The organism is Pseudomonas fluorescens group sp. PF-1 (assembly GCF_054481335.1).
Map to the genome: position 1 here is coordinate 3,249,084 of NZ_JBTMNG010000002.1, position 18,534 is coordinate 3,267,617.

Annotated in this window: 14 protein-coding genes; 11 read left to right on the top strand and 3 right to left on the bottom strand. The window is 60.0% G+C overall.

Annotation, left to right across the window (positions count from 1 at the left end; all coding sequences use genetic code 11):
• Window positions 1-166: 166 nt before the first annotated feature.
• From tssI to ACX3YD_RS29810, 5 genes are all read left to right on the top strand, one after another.
• Window positions 167-2,182 (top strand): type VI secretion system tip protein TssI/VgrG, encoded by a 2,016-nt coding sequence (tssI, locus tag ACX3YD_RS29790; RefSeq protein WP_458961772.1) that lies wholly within the window; start codon window positions 167-169, stop codon window positions 2,180-2,182.
• A complete protein-coding gene (locus ACX3YD_RS29795) occupies window positions 2,175-3,050 on the top strand; it encodes a DUF4123 domain-containing protein (RefSeq protein ID WP_458961773.1) in 876 nt (291 codons plus the stop codon). Before tssI ends, ACX3YD_RS29795 begins: the two co-directional genes overlap by 8 nt.
• Window positions 3,047-6,475 carry a toxin VasX gene (locus ACX3YD_RS29800; protein ID WP_458961774.1) on the top strand — a complete coding sequence of 1,143 codons (3,429 nt, stop codon included), beginning with the start codon at window positions 3,047-3,049 and terminating at the stop codon, window positions 6,473-6,475. The genes ACX3YD_RS29795 and ACX3YD_RS29800 overlap by 4 nt, the downstream gene beginning before the upstream one ends.
• Entirely contained in the window at window positions 6,468-7,646 is a 1,179-nt protein-coding gene (locus ACX3YD_RS29805; protein ID WP_458961775.1) for a hypothetical protein, read from the top strand. The genes ACX3YD_RS29800 and ACX3YD_RS29805 overlap by 8 nt, the downstream gene beginning before the upstream one ends.
• A 66-nt stretch (window positions 7,647-7,712) precedes the next feature.
• A complete protein-coding gene (locus tag ACX3YD_RS29810) occupies window positions 7,713-8,900 on the top strand; it encodes a hypothetical protein (RefSeq protein ID WP_458961776.1) in 1,188 nt (395 codons plus the stop codon).
• Window positions 8,901-8,956: 56 nt separating this feature from the next.
• Here the strand turns inward: ACX3YD_RS29810 and ACX3YD_RS29815 are convergent, their stop codons facing one another.
• A complete protein-coding gene (locus tag ACX3YD_RS29815) occupies window positions 8,957-9,229 on the bottom strand; it encodes a DUF1652 domain-containing protein (protein ID WP_103405537.1) in 273 nt (90 codons plus the stop codon).
• A 263-nt stretch (window positions 9,230-9,492) separates the two neighbouring features.
• On the opposite strand from ACX3YD_RS29815, the gene ACX3YD_RS29820 reads away from it, so the two are divergent.
• The 4 genes from ACX3YD_RS29820 to ACX3YD_RS29835 all read left to right on the top strand — a co-directional run bounded on the left by ACX3YD_RS29820 (window position 9,493) and on the right by ACX3YD_RS29835 (window position 13,308).
• Window positions 9,493-10,308 (top strand): helix-turn-helix domain-containing protein, encoded by an 816-nt coding sequence (locus ACX3YD_RS29820; protein WP_103405531.1) that lies wholly within the window; start codon window positions 9,493-9,495, stop codon window positions 10,306-10,308.
• A 50-nt stretch (window positions 10,309-10,358) separates the two neighbouring features.
• Window positions 10,359-11,765: an NAD(P)/FAD-dependent oxidoreductase gene (locus ACX3YD_RS29825; RefSeq protein WP_458961777.1), complete on the top strand. Its 1,407-nt coding sequence runs from the start codon at window positions 10,359-10,361 to the stop codon at window positions 11,763-11,765.
• 43 nt (window positions 11,766-11,808) lie between these two features.
• Window positions 11,809-12,153, top strand: a complete 345-nt coding sequence (locus tag ACX3YD_RS29830) for a cupin domain-containing protein (protein ID WP_103405529.1) — start codon at window positions 11,809-11,811, stop codon at window positions 12,151-12,153.
• A gap of 69 nt (window positions 12,154-12,222) precedes the next feature.
• Window positions 12,223-13,308: a polyamine ABC transporter substrate-binding protein gene (locus ACX3YD_RS29835; RefSeq protein WP_103405528.1), complete on the top strand. Its 1,086-nt coding sequence runs from the start codon at window positions 12,223-12,225 to the stop codon at window positions 13,306-13,308.
• A 39-nt stretch (window positions 13,309-13,347) separates the two neighbouring features.
• Here the strand turns inward: ACX3YD_RS29835 and ACX3YD_RS29840 are convergent, their stop codons facing one another.
• Window positions 13,348-14,007, bottom strand: coding sequence for an MliC family protein (locus ACX3YD_RS29840; protein WP_103405527.1), 660 nt, complete (start codon window positions 14,005-14,007; stop codon window positions 13,348-13,350).
• A 140-nt stretch (window positions 14,008-14,147) separates the two neighbouring features.
• Window positions 14,148-14,372 carry a YgdI/YgdR family lipoprotein gene (locus ACX3YD_RS29845; RefSeq protein ID WP_047528837.1) on the bottom strand — a complete coding sequence of 75 codons (225 nt, stop codon included), beginning with the start codon at window positions 14,370-14,372 and terminating at the stop codon, window positions 14,148-14,150.
• 193 nt (window positions 14,373-14,565) lie between these two features.
• Here ACX3YD_RS29845 and ACX3YD_RS29850 point away from each other — a divergent pair, with 193 nt between their 5' ends.
• Window positions 14,566-16,233 (top strand): VRR-NUC domain-containing protein, encoded by a 1,668-nt coding sequence (locus ACX3YD_RS29850; RefSeq protein ID WP_458961778.1) that lies wholly within the window; start codon window positions 14,566-14,568, stop codon window positions 16,231-16,233.
• Entirely contained in the window at window positions 16,230-18,509 is a 2,280-nt protein-coding gene (locus ACX3YD_RS29855; protein WP_458961779.1) for an ATP-dependent DNA helicase, read from the top strand. Before ACX3YD_RS29850 ends, ACX3YD_RS29855 begins: the two co-directional genes overlap by 4 nt.
• The last annotated feature ends 25 nt before the right edge of the window (window positions 18,510-18,534 follow it).

Genomic DNA, 18,534 nt, shown 5'->3' on the forward strand with positions numbered 1-18,534 from the left:
TTTCTAAACGGATATTTTTGTATAGGAAGCTTCCTTCCGACTTTAAGGACGCTTCCTACATTCATCTGTTTTTTGCCTTGCTAGTGTGCCCGCCAGTTTTCGCGAGCACGAACCAGGGACGGTTTGGACATCGCGCTCTTTTCCTCCTTTGCTTAAGGATAAGCGTATGTTCCGGTCGGCCAATGCAGCGCATTTCGTGTTGCAGATTCCTGCTATCCGTCACGACTTCAAGGTACTGGCCTTCAAGGGCACTGAAGCCATCAGCACGCTTTACAGCCTCCACATTGAACTGGTCAGCGAGTACCCGGACTTCGATCTGGAAAGCTTGCTCGGCCAACCCGCGTTTCTGCAATTCGGCCTTGATGGCGAAGGCATACATGGGCATATCGAAGATGTGCTGATGGGCGAGTCGGGTAAACGCCTGACTCGCTATCACCTGACCCTGGTACCGGCGCTGCACTATTTGCAGTTCAGTCACGACCAGCGGATTTTTCAGGGCATGAACGTGCCGCAGATCATCACCCAGGTGCTCAAGGGCCATGGCATTCAGGCCGATGCCTTTACCTTCCATGTCAGCACCAGCGCGCCGCGCGAGTATTGCACTCAATACGGGGAGGACAATTTTACGTTCCTCCAGCGCCTGTGCGCCGAGGACGGCATCGCGTGGCATCACCAGCACTCGGCGGACGGTCATTTGCTGGTGTTCACCGATGATCAGGTGTTCCTGCCCAAACTCGGGGCCACGCCTTATCAGCAGGACTGCGGCATGGTGGCCGAGCATCCGGTGGTCAGCCGCTTCAGCGTGCGTACCGGCACGCGCACCAGTACCGTCACCCGGCGTGACTACGACCTGAAACGCCCGAGCCTGTTGCTCGAAAGCCGTTTCAGCGCCGAATCCACCCCGGAACTGGAGGATTATCGCTACCCGTTGTTGCTGGGGAACGAAAAGCGCGGCGACCAACTTGCCCGTCAGGCGCTGGAGCGGCATCGCAGCGACTATGAATTGGGCGAGGGTGAGAGCGATCAGCCACACCTGCGTTGCGGCCATCTGTTCGACCTGACGGACCACCCCCGGGAAAAGTGCAACGACTTATGGCTGTTGCTCAGTGTTTCCCACGATGGCCGACAACCCAATGTGCTCGAAGAGGCGGTCACCCCTGACGTCAAGGCCGCCGACGGTTTCACCCAAGGCTATCGCAACACGTTCCGCGTGATCCCCGCGCAGGTGGTTTTCCGTCCACCGCTGCCGCCGCGCCGCCCTCCATTGGTCAGCCAGACGGCGCGAGTGACCGGGCCTGAACACGAAGCAATCTACTGCGATGAGTTCGGCCGGGTGAAGTGCGAGTTCCCGTGGGATCGTGCCGAACTCAACAGCGAACGCAGCAGCTGCTGGATCCGCGTTTCATCGAGTTGGGCCGGGGAAAACTTCGGTTCGGTGACCCTGCCGCGCATCGGCATGGAAGTCGTGGTGACTTTTCTGGAGGGCGATCCGGATCAACCGCTGATCACCGGCTGCGTGGCCAACAAGGTCATGTCCGCGCCTTATCCCTTGCCCGAGCACAGGACCCGAACCGTGCTGCGCAGCCACAGTTCGCCGCACACCGGTGGGTACAACGAACTGATGATCGAAGACCGCGCCGGTCAGGAAAAAATCTACCTGCGGGCCGAGCGCGATGTCGAGCAACTGATCCTCAATGACAGCCACAGCCTGATCCGCCGCAACCGCGTCGAGCAGGTTGACGCCAACAGCACCAGCCTGATCAAGGCGGATGAACGGCACACCACCGACGGGATGCGCAGCACCGTCATCGGCACCCACGACCTGCTCAACGTCGGCAGCAACAGCAGTACCACGGTTGAAGGCACCTGGGTGATCCAGGCCGGTCCACAGGCGCGAGTCACCGCCAGCCAAGTGGTGATCGATGCCGAGGCGAGCCTGACGCTGTCGGCCGGCGGCCATCACCTCGTGATCCATTCGGGCGGGATCTTCAGCAGTGTGGCCATTGTCGAGGGCGGTGTGCCGATGGCGGGGTTACCACCGCTGTCCGCTGCTCCAACAACCGCATCCGCCCTGCAAGTGCCCTTGTTACCCCGCACGCAGCGTCTGGCCCTGATGGCCAGACAACCAATCTGCGCAGTTTGTGAAGCCGCCCAACAGCAAATAGGTGAAGACAATGCTTGAGTTACCTCCATTGCCGGATGATTTGCCATGGTCTGTATCGGCGTACCTGCTTCTGGACGGTGTCAGTGTCCCCAACCTGCCGCAACGTCTGAGCCGTTGGGATAACCCGGTCCATGGCCTCTACCAGGGTACGCGCTGGCAGGAACTGGCGGATATTTCACCGCGTCTGGTCACCCTCAACGGCGCAGACGATCCTGTGCTGGCTCACTTTCAGGAAAACGCAGCACTGGAGTGGGGTTTTTTGCTGTTCAGCGATGCCGATGTGTCAACGCTTCTAAAGCACTGGCGTCATCTCCTGACCGTCAAGCACCCGAGCGCGGGGGAGGTCATGCCACGCATCGCCGACCCAGCCGTCATGCATCATTTGTTTGACCTTGCACGGCAAGCCAACAGTGCGCGCTGGTTCGGCCCCGTCCAGCACCTGTGCCTGCCGGATGGTCTTCAGGCAGCGTGGCTACAACATAAGCGTCCGGATAACCCCGCGCCAGGCAGCAGCGATACCTATCGGTTGACCGAGGAGGAACTCACGGCCCTGGAAGAGGCGCAGTTTCATCATGTGGTACTCGACCTCAACGATCACCTGCAGCGTTATTTTCCCGGTTTCATGGCGTCCTGCCCAGACCGGGAGCGCCTGCAGTTTGCCGAAAAAACAGCGCGGGAGGCGCATCGGCTCGGCTTCACCTCGGAGCAGGAAATCACCCTCTACGCCAATGTATATGCCTATCTATCCGGCCAGCCATTGAGCGATCACCCTGACATCGTCGAACTGCTGACGGTGTCGACCCAACACTCACCGTTGAGCCGCGTGCAACGTGCAGCGGAGCTGGCATATCAGCGCTCGACCCAGCTACCGGGAGACGTGCCGTGACAGCCCAACCACCGCTCCGAGGCGCGGCCAACATTGCCGCCATGGCCAAGAGCGCCCAAGACATCCGTTCGCCCATCGGCCTGTGCCCCTTGATGAGCGAAAAAGTGCAGTTGCTGCCGCTGCGCTATGGACTGGTCGAGCACCTCGACCCTTCATCCGAACTGACCCTGCCGTTCAAGCTGAACAGCCAGCCCCTGGGCATACGCCTGCTGCGCGACGGTTACCTGTACATCATCGACAACGGCACCGGCTACCTGCATGAATACCGCGTCGAGCAGGGGCAGATCAGCAAGCTGTTGTGGCAGGGCCCGGAAGTGGCGGGCGATACGCGCACCACGTCGGTTGGCGAGCCTCATTTGGTCTTCGCCCGGCAACACACCTTGTTTGCCAGCTATTCGGAAATCCAGTGGACGGCCTACAAGTGTTCGCAAGTGCTCAAGGACGCCGCCGAGCGTGAGCGCTTGATGCAACGCATCGAGCTGGCCAAAGCCTGTCCGGACCGGGGCGGCGCCGATTTGCTGAGCCGGCGCCAGGCCCAAACCTGGCTGGCCGAGGTTGCGGAAGCGGACGCGCCCGCCCAGGGCCGCGAGTCATTGCCTGAGGGCGCCCATCCGCAAGAGCGCCAGCCTTACGTTTGGGAAGACAGGTCGCTGTTCAAGGCCACGGCGATCGAAGCACTCACCAGCCTGGTGCTGGGGAGTTATCAGAACGACTGCCTGTTCCTGGTCTTGCGCGATGACTTTGGCGTGATGCGCGATCTGGCCAGCGCCCAACTGAACGTCGCGGACTGGATCGAGCAGTGGAGCGCCGACGACGCGGCCCAGCGCCAGTACCTCACCGGCGCCTACATCCAGTCCTTGTACGAGGTGACACCGGCGCGCCTTGAGGCGCTGGCCACCCGCGATGCCGATGTCAAAACCCTGATAGAAGACACCGACGCTGCGCAGCAGGCCGCCCTTGAGGAGTATCTGCGCATCCGGCGTGACCATGACGGCCCGCCGATCCATGGCGATGAGGCCCATTGGCGCAAGGCCGCGACAAGCGATCCCTATGCGCGAGCCACCGTCAACCTGCAGGACGCCTTGGGCGCAGTGCTGTGGCAAAAACATCAGAGCACCATCGCCAGACTCCACGGGCAAACCTGGGAAGCATTGCACGGCGAGGCTATCGGTCAGCGTGGCATTGATCATCTGGTCAATCGGGCGGAGATGGAAGCATCCGTCCGCCGGCAGCAAACGCTGCTCAGCCACTGGCACAAGCGTCTGCAGGTCATTCGCGAAGACCGCTTGAACATGATCGTCGCCGGACATTTTCACCGTGCCGCCTGGTATTACGACTTCCGCAACGATGCCCAGATCCGCCATCGCCTGGAAACCGAATTCGTCTGCGTGGCGGCCCTGTGCGGGAACCGCGAAGCCATCGAAAAACTGGCCGCCTACCTGCAAAGCAACCTGCTCACCGTCGTGCCGGGGCTGGACACCCTGACCCAGGTCGATCAGCTCGACGTGAGCAAGAAACTCATGGACCTGAGCAGTTTCTCGATCACCCTCGGCACGGCGCCGGAAAACCTTGCCAACGTGCAGGTGCTGAGCAATCAGTTCAGAAGCCTGATGAACGAGCGGTTGCCGAATTTTGAGGACCTGAATACGCGATTCAGGGGGCTGCAGAGTTTGTTGGATGGGGCGTATAACCCGGCGAGGCAATTGAAGATTGCGGACAGGCTCGATCTAGCGCTTCGAGATTTCCGCCAGGGAGCTTCAATTGACCCCAACAGCTTCATTCGTGACCTGGGCGTACCGGCACGCCTGCAACTTCTACGCGAATTTTCCCGCAGCGGCTTGACCCTGCGGGCGTCGTCGGCGGCCGAAATCCAGGCGTTCAACCAGACCCGCGATGCCGCGCTCGACCTGCGCCGCCAGCTCAAGGACACCTACAAACAGCGCCATCGCGAGCTGGCGCGGCAAATCTATGGCCTGACCGAGCCCGGCGGCGAGCAGAGGCTTAACCAGCGGATCATCAGTCTCAAGACCGCGTTGGTCCCGCTGGAAGACCAGCTGAGCCGGGCCCTGACCGTCGGCGCGGGTGGGCCCTGGCAAATCGGCACCGTGATTGATGGCATGGCCCCGGCGCTGCGTGACGAAATGGTGCGCACGGTGCGTGATTTTCGCGCCACGGGGACGTTTGGCCAGCCTCTGATGAGTGCGTTGAAGTCCGGGGGCGACGGGATTGCGTTGTTGCTGTTTGTTTATCAGGGGCAGAAGTTTGTGGAGGTGTTGAGTGCGATCATTAAAAACAATGACCGTTCTTTCTCTGATAAAGCGGCTTTCGCTGAGTCCTTGATTGGAATCTCGGCAGCAGGTTTTGCCGCTGTACAGGGCCTGTCAGTGACGGTCCTTCAGGCACATATCGTGCAGATGGACAGTGTTGCAGGCAAGCTCAACACCATGAGCCGTCTAGGACACTGGAGTGGTATCGCTGGGTTGGGTGCCTTTGGATTTGGTGCTGCGGCTGCGGCAATCGATCTAGGCAAGCATTCCCGACAATGGGCTAAAGCTCTGGCCCAAGGCAATCACCAGGCCTTGGCAGCCACGACCCTGCAAATCGCTGGCGACGGCATCCTCGTGGGCACCAACACCTGGGGCGCCAAACACACGACGTCGATCATCAACCAGATCCTCAAAAAACCCACCGAACTGCGGGCGCTGGCCTGGGCCGAAGCCAGTCCACGGCTGCTGAGCATCGCTGCCAGGGCCAACCTGGTGGGGCTGATCGGCACGGCCCTGCAACTGGTGGGCGAAGGTTTGTACAACTACTTCAACCTGGACGAACTGCAAAAATGGCTGCAAGCCAGCGCCTGGGGCAAGGCCAATCTGCAACGCAGCCTGGCCGAGGACTGGAGCGCGTTGGCGCGGGTGGTGCAACAGCCCACCTGCGAACTGGTGCGCGAGGGTGAACGCACCTATGTGCAACTGCGACTGCCCGGCGTGCGCACCCGGGAAATGGACAGTCGTCAGCTGCATTTGCAGGCCTATCGTCAAACCCGCGATCTGAATCGCCCTCGGCCCCACAGTCGGCAGTTACCGCCGGCCCGCTGGCAGGAATGCAGCGCGGCATGGGCGGCGGTTGCCGTGGTCGCCAGCCAGGAAGAGGAGGCCCTGACCCTACACCTGCCCATCGGCAAAGGTATACAAAAATGGGATTTCGCCCTGGCGATCAACATCGGTTACCAACTGGAGCCCGGGCGCGACTTGCTTCACCGCACTTGTTTCGTCCTGAGCGACCTGCGCATCGCCACAGTGCGGGGGGTACGTTTGCCGACTGAGGGCCGATTCAAGCTTGAGGCCGTGGACAGCTTGCCCCGTGGTACGGGCGATGCCCCTTACTGGGGGTTCACCCGAGACGAAATGGCGACGGTCGATGTTTAGCCAACTGTTCAAATGCAAAAACAAGCCTGAAAGCTCTGAGCCGGCACTGGACATTCGCAGCCAACGGCCCAGCGCCGGGGAACTGCGGGTTCGGGGCTTGAATGAAACGCTGTTTCTGGCGCCGTTGCCGGTGTACACCGGGCAGGTGCCGGTCTCTCGGCGTCATTTTTCGGCGATGAATGAGACTTATCTGGAGTTGGGGGGGAGCAACTACGGAATGGTGGAGCTGGGGAAAAGACTGGCGTTTATGTTTTGGATGCCGATGTTTGTAGCTTTCATAGCTCCAAGCCTACTCATTATGTACGGGGCGCTTTTTTATCCGGAAAACTTCAAGAACCCATTGCAAGAACTAGTCTTGTTCTTCGAGGTTACGACCAAAGTCTCTCTCCCTTTCATATTCCCTATCGGCGCCTTCATCTACGGCATGCTCTCCAACGTCCGTACCTTGGCCAAAAGCTACCCGGTACGCTTCAACCGCCAGCGCCGCGAAGTCTGCTACATCGACGACACCACCCACCGCGTGCTGATCGTGCCCTGGGAAAGCGTGGTGGCCTGGGTCGCTCGCAGCCAGGGCGTCACCAGCTACGGCGCGATGCGCGATTACACCTTCGGCATGGGCCTGGAGGACGAAGCGCGCGACACCGTGCAATTCATCCTGTCGGCCCAGCCCAGCGATGCCCATGCACTGGGCATGTGGACGGCCATTCGCAACTACATGGAAGAAGGGGAGTTGGTCGATACGCCCAACCCCATGCTCGCTGCGTTAAGCATCACCTTGAGCGAAGACGAGCTCAAACCCTATGAAGGGTTGCACACGTTTGAAATCGAGCGGCTTGACGCCCGGTTCATGGGCGACCTCGATGACGGCATGGATGACGCCTACCGAAAGCGTTATGGGTATCCCCAACCGACGAGATGGCCCCTGCGCTGGTGGTACGTCCGCCGCGTCCTGACCTTCTGGAAAATGCCCTACCTGATCGCCGAGTGGGCCCACCGCAAGGGCCGTCCGACCCTGCCGCAAAGCGTGCAAACCTGGTCCCAATCACTGCCCCCCGAACAATGGGCCAAGCCCAGCCCGGCGCTGCAAAAAGCCAACGCACTGGTGAAAACCGCGATGGACAAGAAGGGGGCGAACTTCATCGATGCCTGCAAAGCGGCGGGGCTGCATTGAGCGCGCCGTTGCAAACGAGAAAGTGGACTCACTGGTGGTTCACCCGAGACGAAATGGCGACGGTCGATGTTTAGCCAACTGTTCAAACGCAAAAATAAACCGGAAACCACCAAGCCGGCACCGGACATTCGCAGCCAACGGCCCAGCGCCGGGGAGCTGCGGGTTCGGGGCTTGAATGAAACGCTGTTTCTGGCGCCGTTGCCGGTGTACACCGGGCAGGTGCCGGTCTCTCGGCGTCATTTTTCGGCGATGAATGAGACCTATCTGGAGTTGGGGGGGAGCAACTACGGGATGGTGGAGCAGGGAAAAAGATTAGCGTTTGGAATCTGGATTCCTTTGTTTGTAGCTTTCATAGCTCCAAGCCTATTCATCCTGTACGGGGTGCTCTTTTATCCAGAAAACTTTAGGTATCCATGGCGAGATTTACTCCTATTTATAGAGGCAGGCGGCAAAATTAGCGTCGCATCGATTCTCCCTATTGGTGCCGTTATTTACGGCATGCTCTCCAACGTCCGCACCCTGGCCAAAAGCTACCCGGTGCGCTTCAACCGCCAGCGTCGCGAAGTCTGCTACATCGACGACACCACCCACCGCGTGCTGATCGTGCCCTGGGAAAGCGTGGTGGCCTGGGTCGCTCGCAGCCAGGGCGTCACCAGCTACGGCGCGATGCGCGATTACACCTTCGGCATGGGCCTGGAGGACGAAGCGCGCGACACCGTGCAATTCATCCTGTCGGCCCAGCCCAGCGATGCCCATGCACTGGGCATGTGGACGGCCATTCGCAACTACATGGAAGAAGGGGAGTTGGTCGATACGCCCAACCCCATGCTCGTTGTTCTGGGCCTGACGCCAACCGAGGACGAGCTCAAGCCTTATGAAGGCCTGCATACGTTTGAGATAGAGCGTAAAGGGGCACGTTTCATGGGCTCATTAGACGATGGCGCCGAGCACCTGAGCGCCGAACAGCGTCACCGTTACGGTTATGGCAAGCGCACGCCATGGCCCCTGCGCTGGTGGTACGTCCGCCGCGTCCTGACCTTCTGGAAAATGCCCTACCTGATCGCCGAGTGGGCCCACCGCAAGGGCCGCCCGACCCTGCCGCAAAGCGTGCAAGCCTGGTCCCGACCACTGCCGCCCGAGCAATGGACCCAACCCAGCCCGGCGCTGCAAAAAGCCAATGCACTGGTGAAAACCGCGATGGACAAAAAAGGGGCGAACTTCATCGATGCCTGCAAAGCGGCGGGGCTGCATTGAGCGCGCTTGCCCAACAAAAAGCCCACGTAAAGTGGGCTTTTGTGTTTTTTCGACCTTCAGGCATAACTCCTGAGGGCCATCGGGGGAATGAACGTTTCAAGCTCATCCTCCACGGCTTCGATTATTCGCTCTACATCGGCTGCATTCATGACCGTTGCACAAGGAATACCGGCAATGGCGATCATGGTCTCGCCAGTGGCGCGATCGAACAGACGGGCAATCATGCTGCCCGGGGCGTCCATGCTCGCCTCGAAACCCATGGGATGAAAATGCCAGCGCATCAGCTGACAGGCGTTTGGAAACGTAACCTTACTGAACCCTTTATTCATATGTTGCCCGCCTTCTTCATCGAGCGCTTCCATTAGCTCATGGTAGGAGGGAAGAACCTTCATTGGTTCAACCGGTGACAGACTTTAAAAGTAGCACCCGGATGTGAAAATCATGTGTTTTTTTCAGTCCGTTTGGCGATTGCCTCGCGCTTTCTTGATCCAGCGCACGAGTCGGCGAATTTTCCGATAAAAGGTTGCCAGCGGGTGACCATTGAAGCGACGGCAGAAGTTCGGCAAAGTCGTTTCTTTTCTTCGAGACCCTTATGCACGTCGAGGATGATGGCCCGCAGCAAACCCAGGCCACGGGCGAAACGGTCATGCGCTACCACTTGCGCTGGAAACACCGGGACCTGGATGGGGTCATGGCGCTGTATCACCCGGACGTCCTGTACAGCGATTTTTTCCAGAATCGGGTGATGGGCCTGGCCGAATTGCGTGAATACGTGCGCAGCAGCATGCCGAGGGATCCGGATGAGGCGCTCGAGCATTCCGACCGTATCCGCCTTGATGGCAACACCGCATTCATTCAGTACCGCATTACCCTGCGTGGCGGGGACGGCCTGGTGTCGTTCCGCGCCAGCGAGGCGATCACGGTCAAGGACGGGCTGATCTGGCGGGTCAACGAATACGCGTCACTGGTGCATGAGCAGCCCCCCAGCAAGGCCGCCAACAACCAGCGTCCGGCGGTGAGTCGGCTCGGATTGTCGCCCCGTCAGTTGAGCTTCATGGCCGAGGACTTGCAGCAATATTTCCAACGCCAGCAGCCTTACCTCGATCCAGAGCTCGATCTGCAGCGGGTGGCGAAGGAGTGCGGCTACAGCCGCAATCAGATTTCCTATCTGCTCAATCAGGTGTTGGGCCAGAGCTTCTATCGCTACGTCAACCAGGCGCGCCTGCGACACCTGCTTGCCGCACTGGATAACGCCACACCGCCGCTGCGTATCGACGAACTGGCCTTTGCCGCCGGGTTCAATTCGCTGTCGGCGTTCTACAGCTGTTTCCGCCAGCACACCGGCCAGTCGCCCAAGGCCTACGCCAAACAAATTTCTTTGCGTGCACGCGCGCAAGACAGTCTCTGAGCCCACGCACTAGGATCACCGCCATCGAAGTTTGAGTGGCGGAGTCCTGCATGCCGGCGTGGCGCACTATCAGTTTGTGGATGGACCAACTCGACGAGCCACTGTTGGCTCGTCCGGCGCTGGCCGAGGATCTGGATGTCGACGTCGCCATTATCGGCGCGGGCTACACCGGGCTCTGGACGGCGTACTACCTGAAACTTCAGGCACCGGGGCTGAAGATTGCCATCATCGAGGCGCAAACCGCCGGTTTTGGCGCTTCGGGGCGAAATGGCGGCTGGCTGATGGGCAATCTGCTGGGGGAAGACCGGCTACTCGCCGATTTGTCGCCCGTGCAGCGCCGGGCGTCCTATGACCTGCTGCACAACATTCCCGATGAAGTGGAAATCGTCCTCGAACGCGAAGGCATCGCCTGCGATTACCGCAAAGGCGGGGTACTGTACTGTGCCGCCCGGTACCCCGAACAGGAAACAAGCCTTCGCCAGTATCTGGACTCGCTACACAAGCAGGGCCTCAACGAAAACGATTACCGCTGGCTCAACCCGGAGCAGTTGGCGCAGCAAATCCGCATCGCCAAGCCCTATGGCGGGATCTACGCACCTCACGTCGCGACCCTGCACCCGGCCAAACTGGTCCGTGGTCTGGCGCGCACGGTCGAGCGCATGGGCGTCAGAATCTACGAAAACAGTCCGGTCACCCACTGGCAGGCGGGTAGCCTGCGCACGGCGCAAGCCTCGGTTCGCAGCCGCTGGGTGGTGCCGGCGGTGGAAGGTTATTCGGTCACGCTGCCGCCGCTCGGGCGTTACCAATTGCCGGTACAGAGCCTGATCGTCGCGACCGAGCCTTTATCCGCGGCTACCTGGGATGAAATTGGCCTGAGCAACGGCCAGGCGTTCAGCGAAAGCAGCCGTCAGGTCACTTATGGCCAGCGCACGGCTGACAACCGTTTGATCTTCGGCGCGCGCGGCGGCTACCAGTTTGACGGCAAGCTGCGCCATGACTTCAACCTGACCCGCAGCGAAATCGAGCTGCGCCGCTATCTGTTCGGCGAGTTGTTCCCGCAGCTCAAGAACGTGCAGATCACCCATGGCTGGGGCGGCAATCTGGGTATGTCGCGGCGCTTCAAGCCGCACATGCTCTGCGACCACGCCAGTGGCATCGCCTTGTCCGGCGGTTATGGCGGGGAGGGGGTGGGCGCCAGCAACCTGGGCGGGCGAACCCTCGCCGACCTGATCCTGCAGCGCGACACCGAGCTGGTTCACCAGCCGTGGGTCATCCCCCGGCGCGGGCTCGATGCGCTCAGGGCCTGGGAACCCGAACCCTGCCGCTGGCTCGGCTACAACGCGATCATCCGCAGCTTCGTCCACGAAGACCAGACCCTGGCCAACCCGGCCACCGCGCCCTGGCGGCGCAAGCTTGCCAGCGGGGTCGCGGGGTTCATGGAAGGTTTCATGCACTGACCGACGCGCTCTTCATCCATAGGCATCATCGACAGGTACTCCCATGAGCATCACGCAATTCAAGAACACCGCCACCCTGACACTGAAAGAGTCGAACCCGGTCGCCGTGCCGCTGGGCTTGCCCGTGGCCGTCGCATCGACCACCAGCGTCGAGCGCGACGACGGCGTCGAAACCGGGGTGTGGGAGTGCACGCCCGGTCGCTGGCGGCGGCAGATCGTCGCCCAGGAGTTCTGTCACTTCATCCAGGGCCGCTGCACCTTCACTCCGGATGACGGCGGCGAAACCCTGCACATCGAAGCCGGCGACGCACTGATGTTGCCCGCCAACACCCTCGGCATCTGGGATATCCAGGAAACCGTGCGCAAGACCTATGTTTTGATTTTTTGAAAATAGAAAGTTGAAAGCTGATCGCTTGATTGCCTGCCAAACAAAAACAGCCTCTACAGGAATCGACTCATGATCCGAAAGACACTCACCCTTGCTCCGCTGATGCTCGTCGCTTCAATCAGTCAGGCCGCCGACACCGTCAAGATCTACAACTGGTCGGACTACATCGCACCGGATACCACGAAAAACTTCCAGAAAGACACCGGCATCGCCTTCACTTACGACGTCTACGACAGCAATGAAACCCTCGATGGCAAGCTGATGACCGGCAAATCCGGTTACGACGTGGTGTTTCCGTCCAACCACTTCATGGCGCGGCAAATTGAAGGCAAGGCGCTGAAAAAACTCGACAAGAGTCAGTTGCCGAACTGGAAAAACCTCAATCCGGTGCTGCTCAAGGCCTTGCAGACCAACGATCCCGGTAACGAGCACGGCTTTCCGTATCTGTGGGGCAGTACCGGGATCGGCTACAACATTGCCAAAGTCAAAGCAGTCCTGGGCGACAACGCACCGGTGGATTCCTGGGACCTGATCTTCAAACCCGAGAACATGCAAAAACTGCAGAAGTGTGGCGTGGCCATTCTCGACAACGGCCCGGAGTTGTTGCCCGCTGCCCTGAACTATCTGGGCCTGCCGCCTCACAGTAAAAAACCGGAAGACTACAAGAAGGCTGAAGCGTTGCTGTTGAAAGTCCGGCCGTATGTCAGTTATTTCCATTCGTCCAAATACACCAGTGATCTGGCCAACGGCGACATCTGCGTGGCCGTCGGCTTCTCCGGCGACATCCTGCAAGCGGAAAACCGCGCCAGGGAAGCCAAGAACGGTATCGACATCGGTTATTCGATTCCCAAGGAAGGTGCGGCGATCTGGTTCGATATGGTGGCCATGCCCGTCGACGCCCCGGACGAAAAGGCCGGGTACGCCTTCATGAACTACCTGCTGCGCCCGGACGTCATGGCCGATATCAGTAACTACGTGCATTACGCCAATGGCAACGAACAGGCCGACAGCTTGATCGAGCCGGCCATCAAGAACGACACCAAGGTCTATCCGAGCCCGGAAATGATGGGCAAATTGTTCGCGCTGGAAGCCATGCCGCTGGACATCGACCGGATTCGCACCCGCGTGTGGAACAAGATTCGCACCGGTAGCTAAGCGGTTCAGGCCATCGGGACAGGACGTCCCGGTGCGTCATCAGCCAACCGGCTCGGCCTTGCAACTCATTTCCGCCGAGCCCGGCATCTGCAACAAGGCGTCGTCGCCGTCGTACCAGAAGCTGTAGCTGCCCCTGAAATCCTTGCCGCCGTATCGGGTGCCGATACTGCTCGGCTGCTGGTTCAGGGTGACGGAGGTGTTCGCCCACTTCAGGTACACGACAGCCGGGTTGACCGTAAAAAAGGTGGCCGCGACCAATGCGTTCAATCCCGCGCAACGAAACGCCACGGGGCCTTCAGTCAGGCGGCTGGGATCTTTGGTCCTGGCAATGGCTGAGCCCTGGCGCAGTTGATAGGCGCGCTCGGCATAACTACGGATCGTGCATGCCTTGGGCTCGCGATCCGTGGCGCACTGATTACGGGCGTCGAGCCAGAACTGCTGGTCGATTTCGACCTTGTTTCGAGGCGGTACGGCGTGGTCATCCGTCAGCACCAGTAGATAGAGGCGCTGCAGTTCGATGTCCATTTGCGCCAGCTGCGGGTCGCGACAGATCAGTTTTTCGATGGATGCCCTGGTCGAGGCGCAATCGAAGCTGGTCTTGAACTCTCGTGAAGACGTGGCGGCACCGGCGCACAGGCTCGTTGCCGCGCACGCGCCGGCGGCGAGGAGAGAGGCCAAAAGGGGTGTGAGCGTTTTCATTCCGGCTTCACCTGAATCATGACGTCATGCCTGCGCAAACATTCGCTCGCACTGGGTGTATCGCAGTGTAAGGCAGGTATCGAAACCTGCCACACCCGGGGGACAAGCAGGGGGGAGCGTGATCAAGGAAAACGCGCTACTCAGTCCTCACGACGGATCGTGGACACGTCATTGGCGTTGACTCTGACCTTGGCTCCGGAAATGTCCTCGAACTCGAAGAAGCCGTCCTTGGTCTTGGTTTTAGGCATGTCCTTGGTCAGATACTGTGTGCCGTTCTGCAACGTCACTACCGTTGGCGTCGAGCAGCCGGCCAGTGCCAGAAAGGCCGCGATTGCCAGGGGCAGGCCGAAAGTCTTGATGTTCATATCCACCTCTCATACTCCAAAAAACGCTGTCATGGCCGCAAACGACCGCAGCTCTAACGCGGTTGGTGCCGCGCAAAGGCAGAAAGTTCGACATCCGCTGAAAATTACCTGTCAGTGCCGCCTTTTATCCCTTTTCGTTTGCATCGGGCAGGGCGTAACTGGTATCTGTACGCATAACCAGTATTCGCTTGCCATGGCCCTTTTTCCTGTGACTGCAAATCCTCTTGAAGACCCGTTCTATTACCTCAATAACTTCATGCAAGTGCTTGATTGGCTTGAGCATCGCTATGCCGATGTACTGAGCCTCGAGGAGCAGCGCTTCATTCGTGAATTCAATGGCCTGCCGCGTGAGTCCCGGGGCCTGCTGGTCAGAATGGTCATGCGCAAGGGCATTCACTTCAGGGCCGGCAAGCTGCATTACGTCGAGATCGGCGACATCGCCAGCGCCGCCGGCCCGTTACTGGCGCTGGGCTGGATCGATTCACAGGCGCCGTTGACGCTTGAAACGCTGTTCGAGGTCTTGCTCAAGGCCGAGATCGTACAATGCCTGGGCAGCGCCATCGATCAACCCAAGGGCAAAAAAGCCGACTGGTTGCCGGCGCTGAGCGAGCGCTATCCAGAAACGCAAAGCTTCCGCGACTGGTGCCCGACACTGGACGATTGCCTCTACAGTCTGACCATCATGGGCCTGTGCGATCGACTGCGCTTGATGTTTTTCGGCAATCTTTACCAGGACTGGTCCGAATTCGTGCTCGCCGATCTGGGCATCTTCACCTACGAAAAAGTCGAGTTCAGCGCCGACTCCCGCGGTTTGCGCAGCCGTGAGGACGTGGACGCCTGCCTGTTCCTGTATGAGCAACAGCAGCAGTTCGAGGCCGGTGAGGCGCTGGCGGAGGTCGTCGAGCGGATCAACGGCCTGACACTGAGCAATCCCTGGCTGCAAAGACGTCGAGACAAGCTGCTGTTCCAGATCGGTCAACACTGCGAGCGCATTGCCGACCTTTCCACCGCGTTGGCCCTGTACCGCCAGTGCGCCTATCCCGGTGCGCGCCTGCGTCTGATTCGCGTACTGGAGCGCTGCGAGGAATATGAACTGGCGCTGGAGCTCGCGACCCAGGCCGGGCAATCCCCGCAAAGCGCTGCCGAACAGCAACAATTGCTTCGTGTGCTGCCCAGGCTGCGGCGCAAACTCGGCGGGCCGGCGATGAAGCGGGCATCCCCTCGGGAAATGGTGCGCCTGGACCTGCAATTGCCCAGGGTCGATCCGGCCTTGTCGGTGGAGTACCACGTCCAGGCGCACTTGTCTGAAGAGGCGGCGCCGGTCCATTACGTTGAAAACAGCTTGATCAATTCGCTGTTCGGCCTGTTGTGCTGGCCAGCGATCTTCGCGCCGTTGCCAGGGGCGTTTTTCCACCCGTTCCAACGCGGTCCGGTGGATCTGCTGAGTGAGGATTTCCACAGTCGACGTGCCGACCTGTTCCAGGCATGCCTGGCCGAACTCGATGACGGTCGTTACCGGCAGACCCTTCGTGAACGCTACGCGCAAAAGTGGGGCGTGCAGTCGCCCTTCGTGTTCTGGGGCGTGCTCAGCGAGGAGCTGCTGGAACAGGCCCTCGACTGCCTGCCGGCCGAGCACCTCAAGCATTGGTTCAATCGCTTGCTGCTGGACATCAAGGCCAATCGCGCCGGCATGCCGGATTTGATCCAGTTCTGGCCGCAGCAGAAGACCTACCGCATGATCGAAGTCAAAGGCCCCGGCGATCGCCTGCAGGATAACCAGCTGCGCTGGCTGGAGTTCTGCCATGAGCACCAGATGCCGATTGCCGTGTGCTACGTGCAATGGGCGGAGCAAGACGCTTGAGCTATAGCATCGCGGTGCGGGCGCTGTGTGAGTTCACCGCCAAGGTCGGTGATCTCGACCTGCGCTTCACGCCGTCGCCGACCGCGCTGGAAGGCATCGTCGGTCATCGCACCGTGGCATCCCGGCGCAGCGAGGGTTATCAGAGTGAAGTTGCGCTCGCAGGGCAATATCAGAACCTGACCGTCAAGGGCAGGGCAGATGGCTACGATCCCGGGCAAAACTGTCTGGAAGAAGTCAAAACCTACCGTGGCGACTTGAGCAAGCAACCCGCCAACCACCGTCAACTGCACTGGGCCCAGGCGAAAGTCTACGGCTGGTTGATGTGCTGCAAGCTCGACCTTGAGCAGATCAACCTGGCGCTAGTGTACTTCGACATCGTCAGCGAAAAGGAAACCTGTCTGCTCGAAGCGTTCAGCGCCGCACAGCTGAAGCCGTTCTTCGAGGAACATTGCGAACGGTTCCTGCACTGGGCCGAGCAGGAAATGACTCATCGCGAGGCGCGCAATCGGGCGGCGCAGCAGCTGGCGTTCCCCCATGCCGGTTTTCGACCGGGCCAGCGTCATCTGGCCGAGTCGGTGTTCAAGGCGGTGAGCACGGGCCGCTGCCTGATGGCCCAGGCGCCGACGGGGATTGGCAAGACCGTCGGTACGCTGTTTCCAATGCTCAAGGCCCTGGCCCCCCAACAACTGGACAAGGTGTTTTTCCTGACGGCGAAAACGCCGGGACGAAAACTGGCTCTGGACGCCGCCCAGGTGATCCTCGACAGCGCCGATGCGCCACCCTTGCGGGTGCTGGAAATGGTCGCCCGGGACAAGGCCTGCGAGCACCCGGACAAGGCCTGCCACGGTGAGTCCTGCCCGTTGGCCCAGGGCTTCTATGACCGTTTGCCGGCGGCACGCCAGGCCGCCAGCGGGCTCAACCTGTTGAATCAGGGCGCCTTGCGTCAGGTTGCGTTGGAACACATGGTCTGCCCGTATTACCTGAGCCAGGAAATGGCCCGCTGGGCGGACGTGGTGGTTGCGGACTACAACTATTACTTCGATTTCAGCGCCTTGCTGTTCGGTCTGGCCCAGGCCAACCACTGGACTGTCGCGGTGCTGGTGGACGAAGCGCACAATCTGGTGGAGCGTGGCCGTCAGATGTATAGCGCCAGCCTCGATCAATCGACCCTCAACGGCGTACGAAAAACCGCGCCCGAAGCGCTGAAAAAGCCGCTGCAACGGGTCAACCGTGAATGGAATGCCCTGCATAACCTGCAATCAGGTGCCTACCAGGCCTATGACAAGCCCCCGGAAAAATTGCTTCAGGCGCTGTCTTCCTGCGGTGCCAGCATCGGTGATTACCTGAACGATCACCCGCAAGGGCTGGACAGTGCGTTACAGAGTTTCTACTTCGAGATGCTGCAGTTCTGCCGAGTGGCCGAACTCTTCGATGAACAGTTTCTGTTCGACATCAGCAAACGCGACCTCGACCGCAAACGATGTCTTTCGCAACTGTGCCTGCGCAACGTGGTGCCCGCCGGTTTCATCGGGCCACGCCTGATCGCCGCACGCAGCACCGTACTGTTTTCCGCGACCCTCAGCCCTCGCCACTATTACGCCGATCTATTGGGCACACCGGCCAACACCGTGTGCATCGACGTCGAATCGCCGTTTCATGCCGACCAGTTGCAAGTGCACATCGTCAATCAGATCTCCACGCGGTTCGTGCATCGGGAAGCCTCGCTGGCGCCGATAGTCGAGCTGATCGCCAACCAGTTCACCCAGCGTCCCGGCAATTACCTGGCGTTCTTCAGCAGTTTCGACTATTTGCAGCAAGTGGCGCAGTTGCTGGCCGAGCGGCACCCGCAGATCGAATTGTGGTCACAATCCCGAGGCATGGGTGAGGCACAACGCCAGGACTTCCTCGACAGATTCACCGAAGACGGCGAGGGTGTCGGCTTTGCGGTACTGGGCGGTGCGTTCGGCGAAGGTATCGATTTGCCCGGCGCGCGGTTGATTGGTGCGTTCATCGCCACCCTGGGGCTGGCACAACTGAACCCGGTCAACGAGCAATTGAAACAGCGCATGGCCGCGATTTTCGGCGCTGGCTACGACTACACCTACCTGTTTCCCGGCGTGCAGAAAGTGGTTCAGGCCGCGGGACGAGTGATCCGCAACGAGCAGGATGAAGGGGTGGTGATGTTGATCGATGACCGTTTCGGCGAGCATAAGGTCAGGCAATTACTGCCGCGCTGGTGGTCGATTGCCCCAACGAATTTGTATTCTGCGCCGTAGGAGTTTTTACGTTAAATAACAAATA

Bases quoted from the DNA above. Each gene is read 5' to 3' on its own strand.
- tssI (WP_458961772.1), top strand. From the start codon at position 167: ATGTTCCGGTCGGCCAATGCAGCGCATTTCGTGTTGCAGATTCCTGCT.
- ACX3YD_RS29795 (WP_458961773.1), top strand. From the start codon at position 2,175: ATGCTTGAGTTACCTCCATTGCCGGATGATTTGCCATGGTCTGTATCG.
- ACX3YD_RS29805 (WP_458961775.1), top strand. From the start codon at position 6,468: ATGTTTAGCCAACTGTTCAAATGCAAAAACAAGCCTGAAAGCTCTGAG.
- ACX3YD_RS29810 (WP_458961776.1), top strand. From the start codon at position 7,713: ATGTTTAGCCAACTGTTCAAACGCAAAAATAAACCGGAAACCACCAAG.
- ACX3YD_RS29815 (WP_103405537.1), bottom strand. From the start codon at position 9,229: ATGAATAAAGGGTTCAGTAAGGTTACGTTTCCAAACGCCTGTCAGCTG.
- ACX3YD_RS29820 (WP_103405531.1), top strand. From the start codon at position 9,493: ATGCACGTCGAGGATGATGGCCCGCAGCAAACCCAGGCCACGGGCGAA.
- ACX3YD_RS29825 (WP_458961777.1), top strand. From the start codon at position 10,359: ATGCCGGCGTGGCGCACTATCAGTTTGTGGATGGACCAACTCGACGAG.
- ACX3YD_RS29830 (WP_103405529.1), top strand. From the start codon at position 11,809: ATGAGCATCACGCAATTCAAGAACACCGCCACCCTGACACTGAAAGAG.
- ACX3YD_RS29835 (WP_103405528.1), top strand. From the start codon at position 12,223: ATGATCCGAAAGACACTCACCCTTGCTCCGCTGATGCTCGTCGCTTCA.
- ACX3YD_RS29840 (WP_103405527.1), bottom strand. From the start codon at position 14,007: ATGAAAACGCTCACACCCCTTTTGGCCTCTCTCCTCGCCGCCGGCGCG.
- ACX3YD_RS29845 (WP_047528837.1), bottom strand. From the start codon at position 14,372: ATGAACATCAAGACTTTCGGCCTGCCCCTGGCAATCGCGGCCTTTCTG.
- ACX3YD_RS29850 (WP_458961778.1), top strand. From the start codon at position 14,566: ATGGCCCTTTTTCCTGTGACTGCAAATCCTCTTGAAGACCCGTTCTAT.